Origin of the sequence: Streptomyces sp. NPDC096205, assembly GCF_044763135.1 — a bacterium.
Taxonomy (GTDB): Bacteria; Actinomycetota; Actinomycetes; order Streptomycetales; family Streptomycetaceae; genus Streptomyces.
The window spans coordinates 678,305-691,948 of sequence record NZ_JBIWFS010000002.1 but is presented as its reverse complement, the minus strand read 5'-3'; the positions used below and the strand labels follow the sequence as shown (position 1 = coordinate 691,948).

General features: G+C 71.9%; 14 protein-coding genes and 1 riboswitch. Of the genes, 4 read left to right on the top strand and 10 right to left on the bottom strand.

Annotated elements, in window-relative coordinates:
• Positions 1 to 302 precede the first annotated feature (302 nt).
• The gene (locus ACIQ6Y_RS09585; protein ID WP_404034912.1) at positions 303 to 1,085 is read left to right on the top strand and encodes a M48 family metallopeptidase; all 783 of its coding nucleotides are present in this window, start codon (positions 303 to 305) and stop codon (positions 1,083 to 1,085) included.
• Here ACIQ6Y_RS09585 and ACIQ6Y_RS09580 read toward each other — a convergent pair.
• Entirely contained in the window at positions 1,066 to 1,506 is a 441-nt protein-coding gene (locus tag ACIQ6Y_RS09580; RefSeq protein WP_404034910.1) for an ATP-binding protein, read from the bottom strand. The two genes, ACIQ6Y_RS09585 and ACIQ6Y_RS09580, sit on opposite strands and share 20 nt — an antisense overlap.
• 93 nt (positions 1,507 to 1,599) lie before the next feature.
• Here ACIQ6Y_RS09580 and ACIQ6Y_RS09575 point away from each other — a divergent pair, with 93 nt between their 5' ends.
• Both ACIQ6Y_RS09575 and ACIQ6Y_RS09570 read left to right on the top strand, forming a co-directional pair.
• Complete coding sequence (locus ACIQ6Y_RS09575; RefSeq protein WP_404034908.1) at positions 1,600 to 2,436, top strand: helix-turn-helix domain-containing protein; 837 nt, start codon at positions 1,600 to 1,602, stop codon at positions 2,434 to 2,436.
• Positions 2,408 to 2,674, top strand: a complete 267-nt coding sequence (locus tag ACIQ6Y_RS09570; RefSeq protein ID WP_404034906.1) for a DUF397 domain-containing protein — start codon at positions 2,408 to 2,410, stop codon at positions 2,672 to 2,674. The genes ACIQ6Y_RS09575 and ACIQ6Y_RS09570 overlap by 29 nt, the downstream gene beginning before the upstream one ends.
• Here ACIQ6Y_RS09570 and ACIQ6Y_RS09565 read toward each other — a convergent pair.
• Positions 2,658 to 3,827, bottom strand: coding sequence for a steroid 3-ketoacyl-CoA thiolase (locus ACIQ6Y_RS09565; protein WP_404034904.1), 1,170 nt, complete (start codon positions 3,825 to 3,827; stop codon positions 2,658 to 2,660). The two genes, ACIQ6Y_RS09570 and ACIQ6Y_RS09565, sit on opposite strands and share 17 nt — an antisense overlap.
• Before the next feature lie 232 nt (positions 3,828 to 4,059).
• On the opposite strand from ACIQ6Y_RS09565, the gene ACIQ6Y_RS09560 reads away from it, so the two are divergent.
• A complete protein-coding gene (locus tag ACIQ6Y_RS09560) occupies positions 4,060 to 5,295 on the top strand; it encodes a cytochrome P450 (protein WP_404034902.1) in 1,236 nt (411 codons plus the stop codon).
• Between the two features lie 13 nt (positions 5,296 to 5,308).
• On the opposite strand, the gene ACIQ6Y_RS09555 is transcribed toward ACIQ6Y_RS09560, so the two are convergent.
• From ACIQ6Y_RS09555 to ACIQ6Y_RS09520, 8 genes are all read right to left on the bottom strand, one after another.
• Complete coding sequence (locus ACIQ6Y_RS09555; protein WP_404034900.1) at positions 5,309 to 5,731, bottom strand: transglycosylase SLT domain-containing protein; 423 nt, start codon at positions 5,729 to 5,731, stop codon at positions 5,309 to 5,311.
• Between the two features lie 328 nt (positions 5,732 to 6,059).
• Positions 6,060 to 6,890: an ECF transporter S component gene (locus ACIQ6Y_RS09550; protein ID WP_404034898.1), complete on the bottom strand. Its 831-nt coding sequence runs from the start codon at positions 6,888 to 6,890 to the stop codon at positions 6,060 to 6,062.
• Positions 6,887 to 8,791 (bottom strand): ABC transporter ATP-binding protein, encoded by a 1,905-nt coding sequence (locus ACIQ6Y_RS09545; protein WP_404034896.1) that lies wholly within the window; start codon positions 8,789 to 8,791, stop codon positions 6,887 to 6,889. The genes ACIQ6Y_RS09550 and ACIQ6Y_RS09545 overlap by 4 nt, the downstream gene beginning before the upstream one ends.
• Complete coding sequence (locus ACIQ6Y_RS09540) at positions 8,788 to 9,882, bottom strand: energy-coupling factor transporter transmembrane component T (protein WP_404034894.1); 1,095 nt, start codon at positions 9,880 to 9,882, stop codon at positions 8,788 to 8,790. The genes ACIQ6Y_RS09545 and ACIQ6Y_RS09540 overlap by 4 nt, the downstream gene beginning before the upstream one ends.
• Positions 9,875 to 10,504, bottom strand: a complete 630-nt coding sequence (locus ACIQ6Y_RS09535; protein ID WP_404034892.1) for an SCO2322 family protein — start codon at positions 10,502 to 10,504, stop codon at positions 9,875 to 9,877. Before ACIQ6Y_RS09535 ends, ACIQ6Y_RS09540 begins: the two co-directional genes overlap by 8 nt.
• Positions 10,501 to 11,796, bottom strand: a complete 1,296-nt coding sequence (locus ACIQ6Y_RS09530) for a prenyltransferase/squalene oxidase repeat-containing protein (protein ID WP_404034890.1) — start codon at positions 11,794 to 11,796, stop codon at positions 10,501 to 10,503. Before ACIQ6Y_RS09530 ends, ACIQ6Y_RS09535 begins: the two co-directional genes overlap by 4 nt.
• Before the next feature lie 128 nt (positions 11,797 to 11,924).
• Positions 11,925 to 12,004, bottom strand: a riboswitch (cobalamin riboswitch).
• Positions 12,005 to 12,094: 90 nt separating this feature from the next.
• Positions 12,095 to 12,541, bottom strand: a complete 447-nt coding sequence (locus ACIQ6Y_RS09525) for a nuclear transport factor 2 family protein (RefSeq protein WP_404034888.1) — start codon at positions 12,539 to 12,541, stop codon at positions 12,095 to 12,097.
• Positions 12,542 to 12,582: 41 nt separating this feature from the next.
• Positions 12,583 to 13,608, bottom strand: a complete 1,026-nt coding sequence (locus tag ACIQ6Y_RS09520) for an MBL fold metallo-hydrolase (protein ID WP_404034886.1) — start codon at positions 13,606 to 13,608, stop codon at positions 12,583 to 12,585.
• Between the last annotated feature and the right edge of the window lie 36 nt (positions 13,609 to 13,644).

Here is a 13,644-nt window from a genome sequence, read left to right as displayed (position 1 = left end):
CTGCTCGCCATGACGGCAGCTTGTGGCGGCAACGGCGGGCAGGCTCAAGGTGTCGACCCCGGATCGCTGACGCTCAGCAGGGCGCTTCTGCCCAGCCTTGAGGGGTGTGGAGAGCTGGACTCGGAAAGAAAGTTCACGGGAAGTGAGGGGAAGGAAAGGAAAGGTACCGCCCGGTGGGAGATAAGGACGTGGAGATCTGCGTCGCGATGCGAGGTGAGTTCGTCTGTTTTCGTGTACGAGAGCAGCGATGACGCGGAAAGAAACTACACGTCGAACTCCCCTTCTGCGGAAGACGGATCTTCATGGCCCTGGCGTCCCGTCAAAGTCAGACCGCTTTCGCCCTCGTCGACGAGGTCGCCGCCGCCGTCGGGCCCTGGGGCGTCGATGCCGTCGTGGTCGACGGTGAGATCAACGCCGCCGTGTGTGGTCTTGGGCTGCGTGGGCGGATGCTGGTTCTCGGTGTGCCGCTGTGGTCCGTCCTCTCCCCGCAGGAACGTGTCGCCCTGCTCGGTCATGAACTCGGCCACTTCGTCAACGGGGACACCCGGCACGGCCTGGTGGTCGGCTCGGCCCACCGCTCCCTCGCCCTCTGGCACCACTTCTTCGCCCCGGCGCTCAGAGGCTCCGACAACTGGCTCCACATGCTCATCAACCTGGCGGTGATCCCCTTCCGCCTCCTGGTGGGCGCCCTTCTCGCCGTCTTCGACCTCCTCGCCGTACGCGCCACCCAGCGCGGCGAGTACCTCGCCGACTCCGTTGCCGCCCGCGCCGGCTCCACGGAGGCCGCCGTCGGCCTCATGGACCGCCTCCTCGTCGCCGACTCGGTCGAGGTCAACCTGCGCCGCGAGATCAACGCCCGGCGGATCGGTGCCCCGGCCGGACGTGCGGCTTCCAAGTCCGGCGAGGGGCTCTGGGACGAACTCGCCGCCCGGGTCGCGGAGATCCCCGCGTACGAACACGAACGCCGCCGCCGCGTCGGCGACTCCGTGGTTGCCGACGCCGACCGGGAACTCCGTATCGCCGCCGAACTGGCCGAGTCCAGCGCGCGCGTGGCCCGTGAGGTCATCAGGGACGCGGAGTACTGACCTCTTCCGCCCCGCACTCGAACCACACCGTCTTGCCGTCCCCCGGGGCCGGACACACGCCCCACTTGTCCGTCACCGCGTCCACGAGGTGCAGGCCCCGGCCGTTCTCCGAGTCCAGGGGGAGGCCGGAGAGGGGCGCGGGGTGGTGCGGGCTGCCGTCCGTCACCTCCACGCGTACGCCGTTCTGCTGACGCAGGATCAGCAGCGTGCAGCGGCGGTCCGGGACGTGGCGGACCACGTTTGCCAGCAGCTCCGTCAGGGCCAGCTCTGTCGCCTCCCTGAGCGCCTGCATCTCCCACTCCTCCAGCAGCGAGCGGGCGATACGGCGGATGGGGGCCGCCGAGTGTTCGCCCACCGTCAGGCTCATGCGGTAGTGGGGGGAGTACGGCGCCAGGAGAGTCGGGGGAATGTATTCGTTCACAGGACGAGGCTGGCCTGCCGTGACTACGCTGGGCTACTGAACCGATACAACGGGTCCCGCCGTGAGCGGAGTTGAGTGAGAGGGGCTGCACTCATGGTTCACATCAACGTCCTCGATCCGGGTGCCTCGCCACTCGATTACTACGGCTTCGAGCTGCGCAGACATCGCGAGGCGGCCGGGCTTACGCAGCGGCAGCTCGGTGACGTCGTCAGCTACACGGGGTCGCTCATCGGGCAGATCGAGACCGCCCGGAAAGTGCCTACGCTGGAGTTCAGCGAGCGGGTCGATGCGGCCCTGGGGACCGGGGGCTTACTCTCGCGTCTCGTCGAGCTGGTGCTGCGATCTCAACTGCCGGTGTGGTTTCAGCAGGTTGCGGAGCTGGAGCGGCGGGCCACGGAGATCTGTTCCTTCCAGGAGCAGATCGTGCTGGGCCTCCTTCAGACCGAGGCGTACGCCCGCACGGTGCTCGGAGCGCTGGATCAAACCAATCTCGAAGACCGCACGGCGGCACGGTTGGCTCGTCAACGCGTCTTTGAGAAGAAGGAGCCACCTGTCTTCTGGGCTGTGCTTGGCGAGGCTGTGCTGCACCAGGTGATGGGCGGCCCCGAGGTCATGCGGGAGCAACTGGCGCACCTGCTGACCTTCGAGGACAACCCTCGGATCAACATCCAGGTGCTGCCGTTCTCGGCTGGAGCGCACGCGGGATTGCCAGGCCCGTTCGACATCTACCGTTTCGCTTCTGACCCCACCATTCTTTACACCGAGGGGTACGGCAGTGGCCATCCGACCGCCAATCCGGACACCGTCAAGGACTGTTCGCTCCGTTACGATCATCTCCGGGCCGCCGCACTCTCCCTCAAGGATTCGGCGGAGCTGATCCGGCGAGTGATGGAGGAACGCTATGCAGAACCAGGCGATTCAGTGGCGTAAGTCCAGCTACAGCGGCGACCAGGGCGGCCAGTGCGTCGAATGCGCTCCGATCGGGGCCCTGGCCTGGCGCAAGTCGTCGTACAGCAGCGATCAGGGCGGGCAGTGCCTCGAAGTCTGCGACTGCCCCGCCACCGTCTCCGTCCGTGACTCCAAGAACCCCGCGGGGCCGGTCCTGAGCCTCCGGCCCGCGGTGTTCACGGCGTTCACGAAGTGGGCGGCGGCTACAGCCGCTGAATGATCGTGCCGGTCGCCAGTGCGCCGCCCGCGCACATGGTGATCAGTGCGAACTCCCTGTCTGTGCGCTCCAGTTCGTGCAGGGCCGTCGTGATGAGGCGTGCGCCTGTCGCGCCCACGGGGTGGCCCAGTGCGATCCCACCGCCGTTCACGTTGACCTTGTCGAGGTCCTGGTCGAAGACCTGCGCCCAGCTCAGGACGACGGACGCGAAGGCCTCGTTGATCTCGATCACGTCGATGTCCTTCAGGGACATGCCTGCCTTGCCCAGGACCGCGTTCGTCGCGTCGATGGGCCCGTCCAGGTGGAAGTGCGGGTCGGCGCCGACGAGGGCCTGGGCGATGATCCGGGCCCTCGGCTTCAGCTTCAGCGCGCGGGCCATCCGTTTCGAGGCCCACATGATGGCGGCGGCTCCGTCGGAGATCTGGGAGGAGTTGCCGGCGGTGTGCACCGCGGTCGGCATGACCGGCTTCAGGCGGGCCAGGGCCTCCATCGACGTGTCGCGCAGGCCCTCGTCCTTGTCGACCAGGCGCCACATGCCCTGACCGGCGAGCTGTTCCTCCTCCGTCGTGGGGACCTGGACCGCGAAGGTCTCCCGCTTGAAGCGCTCCTCCGCCCAGGCGGCGGCTGCGCGTTGCTGGGAGAGCAGGCCCAGGGCGTCGACGTCCGCCCGGGTCAGACCGCGCCGGTGGGCTATGCGTTCCGCCGCCTGGAACTGGTTCGGGAGGTCGACGTTCCACTCGTCCGGGAAGGGCTTGCCGGGGCCGTGCTTGGAGGCCGAGCCCAGCGGGACGCGGGACATGGACTCCACGCCGCAGGAGATGCCGACGTCTATCACGCCCGCCGCGATCATGTTCGCCGTCATGTGACTGGCCTGCTGGGACGAGCCGCACTGGGCGTCGACCGTCGTCGCGGCCGTCTCGTAGGGCAGGCCCATCGTCAGCCAGGCCGTGCGCGCGGGGTTCATGGTCTGCTCGCCGGCGTGGGTCACCGTGCCGCCGACGATCTGCTCGACGCAGTCGGCGGGGATGCCGGTGCGGCCCAGGAGTTCGCGGTAGGTCTCGCCGAGGAGGTAGGCGGGGTGGAGGTTGGCGAGCGCGCCGCCGCGCTTGCCGATGGGGGTGCGGACGGCTTCCACGATCACGGGTTCGGCGGCCATGGGTGCGGGTCCTCTCGGAGAGGGAGGGTGGGGGCGTGCTCTCCAGGCAGAACGGCGGAACAGCAGAACGGCGGAACGGCAGAACTGGTACGTGTTCTAGTTCCGCTCAGCAGTCTGCTGATGTGATGCCGGTCACCGCAAGGGTCTTGCAGGTTGTAGCGGCTCGAACTACCTTCTCGCCCGTCTGTTTCTGACGAGTCGTCAGAACTGTTCGGATGGCTGGGAGCTGCCGATGCCCTGTCCAGCGCTTCCCGACGGGTTCGATTTCACCGACCCCGACGTACTGCACCACCGTGTGCCCCTGCCCGAGTTCGCCGAGCTGCGCCGGGCCGAACCGGTCCGCTGGATCCCGCAGTCGGGGAACGTGGCCGGATTCCAGGACGAGGGTTACTGGGCGGTGACCCGGCACGCCGACGTCAAACACGTCTCCACGCACCCGGAGATCTTCTCGTCCACCCTCAACACCGCGATCATCCGCTTCAACGAGCACATCGAGCGCGACCGCATCGACGCCCAGCGGCTGATCCTGCTCAACATGGACCCGCCCGAGCACACCCGGGTCCGGCAGATCGTGCAGCGCGGCTTCACGCCCCGGTCCATCAGGGCGCTGGAGGGGCGGCTGAGGGAGCGCGCGCGGATGATCGTAGAGGCGGCGTCCGCGCAGGAGGGGGACTTCGACTTCGTCACCGAGGTCGCCTGTGAGCTGCCCCTCCAGGCCATCGCCGAACTGATCGGGGTCCCGCAGGACGACCGGGCGAAGATCTTCGACTGGTCGAACCGGATGATCGCCTACGACGATCCCGAGTACGCCGTGACGGAGGAGGTCGGCGCGCAGTCGGCCGCCGAGATCATCGCGTACGCCATGAATATGGCGGCAGCGCGGAAACAATGTCCGGCGAAGGACATCGTGACCACGCTGGTGGCGGCCGAGGACGAGGGCAATCTCGCCTCGGACGAGTTCGGGTTCTTCGTGCTGATGCTGGCGGTCGCCGGGAACGAGACGACCCGGAACGCCATCACGCACGGGATGCACGCGTTCCTCTCCCACCCCGACCAGTGGGAACTCTTCAAAAGGGAACGGCCGCACACGGCGGCCGAGGAGATTGTGCGCTGGGCGACTCCGGTGGTCGCCTTCCAGCGCACGGCCACCCAGGACACCGAGCTGGGCGGGAAGGTCATCAGAAAGGGGGAGCGGGTCGGGATCTTCTACGCCTCGGCGAACCGCGATCCCGAGGTCTTCCGGCGGCCGGACGACTTCGACATCACCCGTGATCCCAATCCCCACCTCGGATTCGGTGGGGGCGGACCGCACTTCTGTCTGGGCAAGTCGCTGGCCGTGCTGGAGATCGACCTGATCTTCAACGCCGTGGCCGATGCGATGCCGGGGCTACGGCTGGTCGGTGCGCCCCGGCGGCTGCGTTCGGCGTGGATCAACGGCGTGAAGGAGCTGCGCGTCAGCGCTGTGTGAACAGCGTGGCGGCTCAGTACCAGCCGTTGGCCTGCCAGAAGTTCCAGGCGCCGACCGGGCTGCCGTAGCGGGAGTTCATGTAGTCCAGGCCCCACTCGATCTGGGTGGCGGCGTTGGTCTTCCAGTCGGAGCCGGCGGTGGCCATCTTGGAGCCGGGCAGAGCCTGGACCAGGCCGTAGGCGCCGGAGGACGGGTTCGTCGCGTCGACGTCCCAGCCGCTCTCGTGCTCGACGATGTGGGAGAAGGCGTTGTACTGGGCGGCGTTCGGGATCATCCGCTTCGCGATCGCCTGGGCCTGCGACGCGGAGGAGACCGAGGTGGTCGCGGCGTGCGCGGGGGCCGCGGAGAGCGCGATACCGGCGGTGGCGGCGGCCACGGCGGCGGTGGTGAGGGCCTTCTTCGGGGACAGGGCGTGGCGGATGCGGGCGAGAGTCAAGACGATGCCTTTGCTTCGGGGACATTGCTGTCGCGGTGACGTCCCTTCGTGTGCGGGACATGCGTCGGCGCCGAGGCCCGTGGGGCACGTCGGCGCCGTGCGACGTCATCCAGAGAAACAGGCTCGGCGGCCGCCCGCAATCACCCCTTTTACTAGTTGTGGCCGGATCCGCCGGGAAGGTCGTTTGTGTGACGTGGCTCTCAATCCGCAGGTCAGACCCCGTTATGACGCGTACATGGTGTCCTGATTTGTCTACTATGCCGGGTCGTTCGTGATCTGGGTCATGTGGGGTGCTTCACCGGCCGGGTGACGGCCCGTGGGTGAGTGCTCACGGTCGGGGGCCGTCGAATGTGACGGGCGCCTCGAAAGCGGCCCGGCGGGTGCCCCGGCGGAGCGCCTTGAGGAGGGCGGGGCCCACGGCGAGGGTGAGCACGAGGGTGCAGAGCGCTCTGCCGAGGTCCCAGCCGAGGGAGGTGGCCAGGTGGAACGCGAGGAAGCGGACGCCGTTCGCGACCGGGCCCGCCTCCGGGTCCATCGCGATCGTCGTGGTCTTGGGGCTGAGGAAGGTCCAGCCCGCCATGTCCATCAGCAGGCCGTAGCCGAAGGCGGCCACGAAGCCGTACGCCGCGAGGAGCAGCGTCTCCGCCCGGCCGCGCAGCCGGTCCCCGTCCGGCAGCAGGGCCGCGCCCATGGTGAACCAGCCCATCGACAGCATCTGGTACGGCAACCAGGGGCCGACCCCGCCGGTCAGCAGGGCCGAGGCGAACATGGTGACGCAGCCCAGGGCGAAGCCGAAGCCGGGGCCCAGCACCCTGCCGCTGAGGACCATCAGGAAGAACATCGGCTCCAGCCCGGCCGTGCCCGCCCCGATGGGCCGCAGCGCGGCACCGGCCGCCGCGAGGACGCCCAGCATCGCCACCGCCTTCGGGCCGAGCCCCGCCTCCGCGATCGTCGCCGCGACCACGGCGACCAGAAGGGCGAGGATGCCCGCGAACAGCCAGGGGGCGTCCTTCGCGTGGGCGACCGCTGAGGAGGTGGGCGGGGCGAAGAAGGGCCAGGTGAGAGCCGCGATGCCGACCGCGCTGACCAGGGCGAGGGAGGCGGTGGAGCGGGGGCCGAGGCGGACGGCACGGGCCCTTCGGTCAAGCTGCGTCGTCATGCCAGGGCCTTCCTCACCTGGGTCACCGTGAGCCACTTCTGCGGGGCGAGGATCTTCGCCACCTGAGGGGCGTAGGAGGGGGAGGAGACCACCACGTCGGCGGCCGGGCCGTCGGCGATGACCTCGCCGTCGGCCAGCAGCACCACCCGGTGGGCCAGCTCGGCCGCCAGCTCCACGTCGTGCGTGGCCAGCACGATCGCGTGGCCCTCGGCGGCGAGGCCGCGCAGCAGCGTGACCAGGCGGGCCTTCGCCGCGTAGTCCAGACCGCGGGTCGGCTCGTCCAGCAGGAGCAGGGGTGGCCGTGCGGTGAGGACCACCGCCAGGGCCAGGGACAGCCGCTGACCCTCGGAGAGGTCCCTCGGGTGCGTGTCGTCCGCGACACCCGGCAGCAGCTCCGAGACCAGCGCCCGGCAGGTGCCCGGCTCCGCCCCCGCGTCCCGGTCCGCCTGCGCGCACTCGCCCGCGACCGTGTCGGCGTACAGCAGGTCCCGCGGTTCCTGCGGTACGAGGCCCACGCGGCGGACCAGCTCGCGCGGCGGCGTCCGGTGCGGGGTGGCTCCGCCGGTGCGGACCGTGCCCTTGGCGGGCTCGACCAGGCCGACCAGAGCCGACAGCAGGGTGGACTTTCCGGCCCCGTTGCGGCCCATCAGGGCGATCGTCTCGCCGGGGGCGACGGTGAGGTCGACCTCGCGGAGGGCGGGGACGCGGCCGCGGCGGACCGCCAAGGAGCGGACCTCGGCGACGTGGGTGGGGGTGTCGGCGGTGGCCGGGGTGGGGCGGGTGAAGAGGCGGCGGATGGGGGCCGGGCGTGTCCGGGCCTCGGCGGTTGGGGCGGGTGTGGCCGGGGGCGTCTCGGCGGCTGGGGCGGGTGTGGTCAGGGGCGTCTCGGGGCTCCGGCCGTCGCCGTGGGGGTTCGGGGTGTGCGCCGACTGCACGCCGTTCTTGGTTGCTCGCGCAGTTCCCCGCGCCCCTGGGCGGGGCGTGGTGGAGGCGTTCGCGGGTGCGGGCCGGTCGGCGGGGGTGGGCCGGGTGCCCGGCCGGCCTTCAGTCGTCGCCGGCTCCTGTCGTACGGCCTCCGGGTCCTGCCCTGCCAGCCGCTCCCGCAGGTCCGTAGCCCTGCGGCGGGCGTCCCGCACCGTCAGGGGCAACGGCGACCAGCCCGCCGTACGGCCCAGATCCACCACCGGAGGGTAGACCGGGGAGACGGCCATCACCTCCGCCGGGGTGCCGAGCAGCGGGGGTTCTCCCGGCGCGGGGAGCAGCAGGATGCGGTCGGCGTAGTGGATCACCCGTTCCAGGCGGTGCTCGGCCATGAGGATCGTCGTGCCGAGGTCGTGGACGAGGCGTTGCAGGACGGCCAGGACCTCCTCCGCGGCGGCCGGGTCCAGGGCGGAGGTCGGCTCGTCCAGCACGAGGACGCTCGGGTGGGCGGTGAGCACCGAGCCGATGGCGACGCGCTGCTGCTGGCCGCCGGAGAGCGTGGCGAGCGGGCGGTCGCGCAGGGGGGCCAGGCCGAGCAGGTCGAGCGTCTCCTCCACCCGGCGGCGCATCACCTCCGGCGGGAGGCCCAACGACTCCATGCCGTAGGCGAGTTCCTCCTCCACCGAGTCCGTCACGAAGTGCGACAGCGGGTCCTGGCCGACCGTGCCGACCACGTCCGCGAGGTCGCGCGGCTTGTGCGTGCGCGTGTCACGGCCCGCGACCGTGACCCGGCCGCGCAGGGTGCCTCCGGTGAAGTGCGGCACCAGTCCGCCGACCGCGCCGAGCACCGTGGACTTGCCCACGCCCGACGGGCCGACCAGCAGGACGAGTTCGCCCTCCGGCACCTCGAAGTCGACGCCACGGACGGAGGGTTCGGCCGCGCCCTCGTAGGTCACGGAGACGTCCTCGAAACGGATCACGACGGCTCCTCCTGGGCTGACTCGGGGGACTTCGGGGGCGGGGTGACGAACGCCGGCAGCAGGCCCAGCAGACAGGCCGCCGCCGGCCACAGCGGCAACTCCGGCGCCACCAGCGGGACCACGCCGGGTGTCAGCGCCCCGGGGTCGCGGCTCGCCGCCAGGGCCAGCAGCGCGGCGACCCCCGCGCCCGAGGCCGCCACCGCCCAGGCCCGTACGTCCCAGCGGTCCGGGCGGTAGCGGGTGCGCGGCGTGCGGCGGCCGCCCAGCCACAGCCCGGCCACCGCCGCGGCGAGGCCGGCCAGCAGCACCGGCAGCCCGTACGTGCCGCCCGCCGCGGTCAGCAGCCCGTACGTCCCCGCGCACACGCCCAGCAGCCCCGCGACGGTCAGCGCGGCCGTCGTACGGCGTACCGCTGCGGGGACCCGGACCGTACGGCCGTACCCGCGCGAGTCCATCGCGGCGGCCAGCGCGACCGAGCGCTCCAACGCGCCCTCCAGGACCGGCAGTCCGACATGCAGCAGCCCCCGCACGCCCCGGTCGGGACGGCCGCGCAGCCGGCGGGCGGCACGCAGCCGCTGCACGTCCGCGATCAGGTGCGGGGCGAAGGTGAGGGCGACGACCACCGCCACGCCCGTCTCGTACAGCGCTCCCGGCAGGGACTTCAGCAGCCGGGAGGGGTTGGCCAGCGCGTTCGCGGCGCCGACGCAGATCAGCAGCGCGGCCAGCCGCAGGGCGTCGTAGAAGGCGAACACCAGGCCCTCGACCGTCACCCGGCCGCCCAGCCGGATGCCCTGCGCCCAGTCGGGGAGCGGGACTTCGGGGAGCGTCAGCAGGACGTGCGTGCCGGGGATCGGGGAGCCGAGGAAGAACGCGAACAGCAGCCGCACGGTCAGTACCGCGAGGCCGAGTTTGACGAAGGCGCCGTAGGAACGGGCCCAGGGGGCGTCGGGGCGGCGGACCGCCACGACGTAACCCGAGACGGCGACGAGCAGGCCGAGCAGCAGGGGGTTGCTGGTGCGGGTGGCCGCGGTGCCCAGTCCGAGGGCCCACAGCCACCACGCACCGGGGTGCAGCGGGGTGCCGTCACGCACGGCGGCGTGCCTGCCAGAGCGCGGCCGCGCCGAGCAGCACGATCACGGCGACGCCGCCGATCAGGCCGAGGGAGGGGCCGTCGTCGGTGTGCTGCTTCGTCTTCTTGTGCTCGGTGTTCGCCGACACCTGCTCGCCGCAGCCCTGTTCCGGGTAGCCGTCGATGGCGCACAGCAGGGCGTTGGTGTCGTAGCGCAGGGGTTTCGCGACGGCGGCCAGGGCCTCGGCGGTCGTCGCGTCCGGGGAGACGACGGCGCAGGCCCAGCGGATGGGCGGCGGGGTCTCGCCGGAGGGGGCGTCCGCGGGGGTGCCGAAGTCGAGAAGCAGGCCGACGCGCTTCTTGCCCTTCTGCGCCGGGGTGTCCCCGCAGATCGTCGGGAAGTTCCCCGGGCCGCGCGGCTGGTCGGCGTCCTGGGAGTCCTCGCTGACCGCGAACCGGAAGCCCTGGACGTCGCCGTCGGAGGGGCGGGCGGTGGCCGGGCCCTGGGTGGCGTAGACCCAGTGGGCGCCGTCGCGGTCCCAGAAGGACCAGTAGCGGTAGCCGGCGGCGTGGGCGGAGTGGGCCGTGGCCGCGCCCGTGAACAGGAGCGCGGCCAGGAAGGGGAGCAGCAGGCGGCGGATCACGGCTGGGACTTCTGCTGGGAATCCTGCTCGGAGGTCTGCTCGGACGTCCGCTCGGCGGTCCGCTGGGGCTTCTTGCGGGCGCTGATCAGGAAGCCGACGCCGATGCCGCCGACGAGGCCGACGCCGACGATCCACCAGACGCTGACGCCGCCGTCGTCGTCCTTCTCGGCCGCCTGCTCGTCGGCGTCCGGGGCGCGGCTCTCGTCCGCGGCGGGCACCTGCTCGGGGGCCGGGCCGGTGGCGTTCAGCAGGGCGATCAGGTCCTTGCCGCCGAAGTCGCGGGGGTTGATCCCACCGGCCTGGGCGGCGAACACGAGCTGGGCGTACGCGGCGGGGCCGGACTGCTCGGCCCACTTCAGGGCGTTGGCCGCCAGCCAGCGGGCCGAGGCGGTGGCCTGCCGGCCGAAGCCGCCCGCGGCGAGCGCGACGACGGCGTCGGCGGTGTTGCCGTAGTCGGGCTGGTTCTCGGCGCCGGGCATCACGGACGTCAGGTGCTTGTCCTTGGCCATGACGTTGGCGAGGTAGGCGGCGCCGTTGTGGGCCGCCTGCTCCGGGTCGTCGGGCTTCTCGCAGTAGGTGGCGACGTTGTCGCCGGCGGCGTTGTGCCCGGCGAGGGGCTCGCCGTAGGCGCCGATGACGGCCGCGGCGGTGGCGTCGGCGTTGGCGGCGAGCGCGCCCTTCTTGTCGGGCTGGTAGGCGAAGGCGCCCGCGTCCTTGCCCGTGCAGGGCAGGGCGAGCTTCAGCAGGGCGTCGTAGGGGGACTTGCCGCCCTTGAGGGTCTTGCCGGGCTGCTGACCGGCCGCGGCGAGGGCGCCCACGACGACCGAGGTGGAGTTGGCGTCGCTGGGGCTGCCGGGGTTGTAGCCCCAGCCGCCGTCCGTGTTCTGCACCGACTTCAGCCAGGCGACCGCCTTGCGCGGCACGTCCTCGTGGCCGCCGGTCGCGGCGAGGGCCTGCACGGCGACGGCCGTGCTGTTGGTGTCGACCATCGTCTTGGCGTCGCAGGCCTTGGCCGGGTCCGGCCGGAAGGCGGCGAAGGCGCCGTTCGCGCACTGCTGCCCGGCCAGCCAGTCGACGGCCTCGTCCGCCGGGTCCACGCCCTGCTCCGACTGCGCGAGCAGCGTCAGCGACTGCCGCCACACACCGTCGTACGTCGGGTCGCCGGTGCCGTACAGGGCGTCGGGCAGCTGCACCGACGGCGAGGGCGAGGGGCCGGCGGCGAAGGCGGGCGCGGCGCCGCCGAGTACGGCGACGGCGGCGGCCAGGGCCGCGGCGCTGCGGCGGACGTTCATGCGGGAGCCTCTCCCCTAGGGGGAACCGGGCAGCACGGGACGACCCCGGGCGGCTCGGCTCCGTAGACCTCGACGGTGCCGTGCGGCGGCGGCTTGCCGACGCACGCGAGCCGGTCACGTACCGCACAGGGCGATCCGGCTCACCGGGCGGTGGTACGGCCCGGCACACGGTTGCGGGTCAGCGCCGGAATTGCACCGGCTTCCCCCTGTACGGGTGTGATGACGACGTCGCCACTTTACCGGCCCGTACGGGACCGGCCGAGGGGAGGCCGGGGGATGCGGGGCCGCCGGGGCCCTGTCAGGAGGCGGCCTGCGGGGTCGGTCCGGCGAAGGGCAGGAACAGGGTGCGGGAGGAGAGGAGCCAGCCGTCGGCGGTGCGGCGGAAGGTGTCCTCATAGTGGCCGACCTGTACCGGCGGGCCGGCCGGGACCATGCCGCCGGTGTGGCCGTCGACGCGGTACGTCGTGAAGTACGAGGTGGCCTCGGCGGTGTCGGGGGAGGTCACGGTGACGAGGACGTTGGCTATCAGGCGGCGCGAGAGGCGGTCGGCGGGGCGGGAGCCGAAGTACCCGCGCAGGGCCTTTCGCCCCTCGACGCGCCGCTCGCCCTCGGGCCACTCCCAGGTGCCGACCTCGGTGAACAGCTCGGCCACGGAGGCCGGTTCGCCGAGGTCGAGGCGGTGCACGAAGTCGAGGACCAGGCGCTCGCAGGCGCGCTCGGCGAGGAGGTGCTCCAGGGGTTCCATGATCCCTGGGTATCAGCGGCGCGGTCGTGGATGCGAGCGGATCACGCGGCCACGTAGGTGATCGGGTCGCTGCCCGGGACGGCCTCCGCGCGGCCCAGCTCGACCAGCCGGCGCAGGTGGGCCTCGGCCTCGGAGACGGCGATGTTCCGTGACCCGTAGGGGATCTGGGGCCAGGGCCGGTTCCAGTCCATGCGCTCGGCGAGCTGCCAGGGGGTGAGGGGGGTGGTGAGGAGGGAGAGCAGGCCCGAGAGGCGTTGCTCGTGGTGGGCGAGGAGTGCGGTGACGCGGGCGGGGGCGTCGGTGAAGGGGTGCTGGTGGGCCGGGAGGATCTCGGCGGGGGTGAGGCGGGCGGCGCGTTCGAGAGAGTCCAGGTAGTCACCCAGGGGGTCGGTGACCGTGAGATCGTCGGGGTCCTCGTACAGGCCGATGTGCGGGGAGATCCCGGGCAGCAGGTGGTCGCCGGAGAACAGGCGGCCGTGGCCGGGCAGTTGCGCCGGGTGGTCCTCCTCCAGGTGCAGACAGACGTGGCCCGGTGTGTGGCCCGGGGTCCAGATCGCGCGCAGGCGGCGGCCGGGCAGCGGGAGCAGGTCGCCGGGAACGATCTCGCGGTCGGGGAGAGCGGGGGAGAGGCCGGGGAGTGTGCCGCGGGCCCTGCGCAGGGGCGCCACGTGGGACTCCGGGGCGCCCGCCGCCGTCAACTTGGCGGCCATGTAGGCGTACCACTGCCCGGCCGTGCCCGACCGGGTGCGGCTCACGATCGCCGCGTCCGCCGCGTGCATCGCCACCCAGGCGCCGGACGCCTCGCGCACCCGGTCGGACAGGCCGTGGTGGTCGGGGTGGTGGTGGGTGATCACGACACCGTGCACGTCGGAGACGGCCGTCCCGCAGGCCGCGAGACCGGCCCGGAGGGTGTCCCAGGAGGCCGGGTCGTCCCAGCCGGTGTCGACGAGGACAGGCCCGCTGTCCGTGTCGACGACGTACACCAGCGTGTGACCCAGCGGGTTGTCGGGGATCGGCACCTCGACCGACCGCACGCCGCCGCCGTGATCGAACGTCCTCGTCGTCATCCGTCCTCCCCCTCCACCATTGCCCACTATAACTAG

Coding starts and splice junctions, on each gene's coding strand:
- ACIQ6Y_RS09520 (WP_404034886.1), bottom strand. CDS start 13,608: ATGACGACGAGGACGTTCGATCACGGCGGCGGCGTGCGGTCGGTCGAG.
- ACIQ6Y_RS09560 (WP_404034902.1), top strand. CDS start 4,060: ATGCCCTGTCCAGCGCTTCCCGACGGGTTCGATTTCACCGACCCCGAC.
- ACIQ6Y_RS09575 (WP_404034908.1), top strand. CDS start 1,600: ATGGTTCACATCAACGTCCTCGATCCGGGTGCCTCGCCACTCGATTAC.
- ACIQ6Y_RS09550 (WP_404034898.1), bottom strand. CDS start 6,890: ATGACGACGCAGCTTGACCGAAGGGCCCGTGCCGTCCGCCTCGGCCCC.
- ACIQ6Y_RS09530 (WP_404034890.1), bottom strand. CDS start 11,796: ATGAACGTCCGCCGCAGCGCCGCGGCCCTGGCCGCCGCCGTCGCCGTA.
- ACIQ6Y_RS09570 (WP_404034906.1), top strand. CDS start 2,408: ATGCAGAACCAGGCGATTCAGTGGCGTAAGTCCAGCTACAGCGGCGAC.
- ACIQ6Y_RS09585 (WP_404034912.1), top strand. CDS start 303: ATGGCCCTGGCGTCCCGTCAAAGTCAGACCGCTTTCGCCCTCGTCGAC.
- ACIQ6Y_RS09565 (WP_404034904.1), bottom strand. CDS start 3,827: ATGGCCGCCGAACCCGTGATCGTGGAAGCCGTCCGCACCCCCATCGGC.
- ACIQ6Y_RS09525 (WP_404034888.1), bottom strand. CDS start 12,541: ATGGAACCCCTGGAGCACCTCCTCGCCGAGCGCGCCTGCGAGCGCCTG.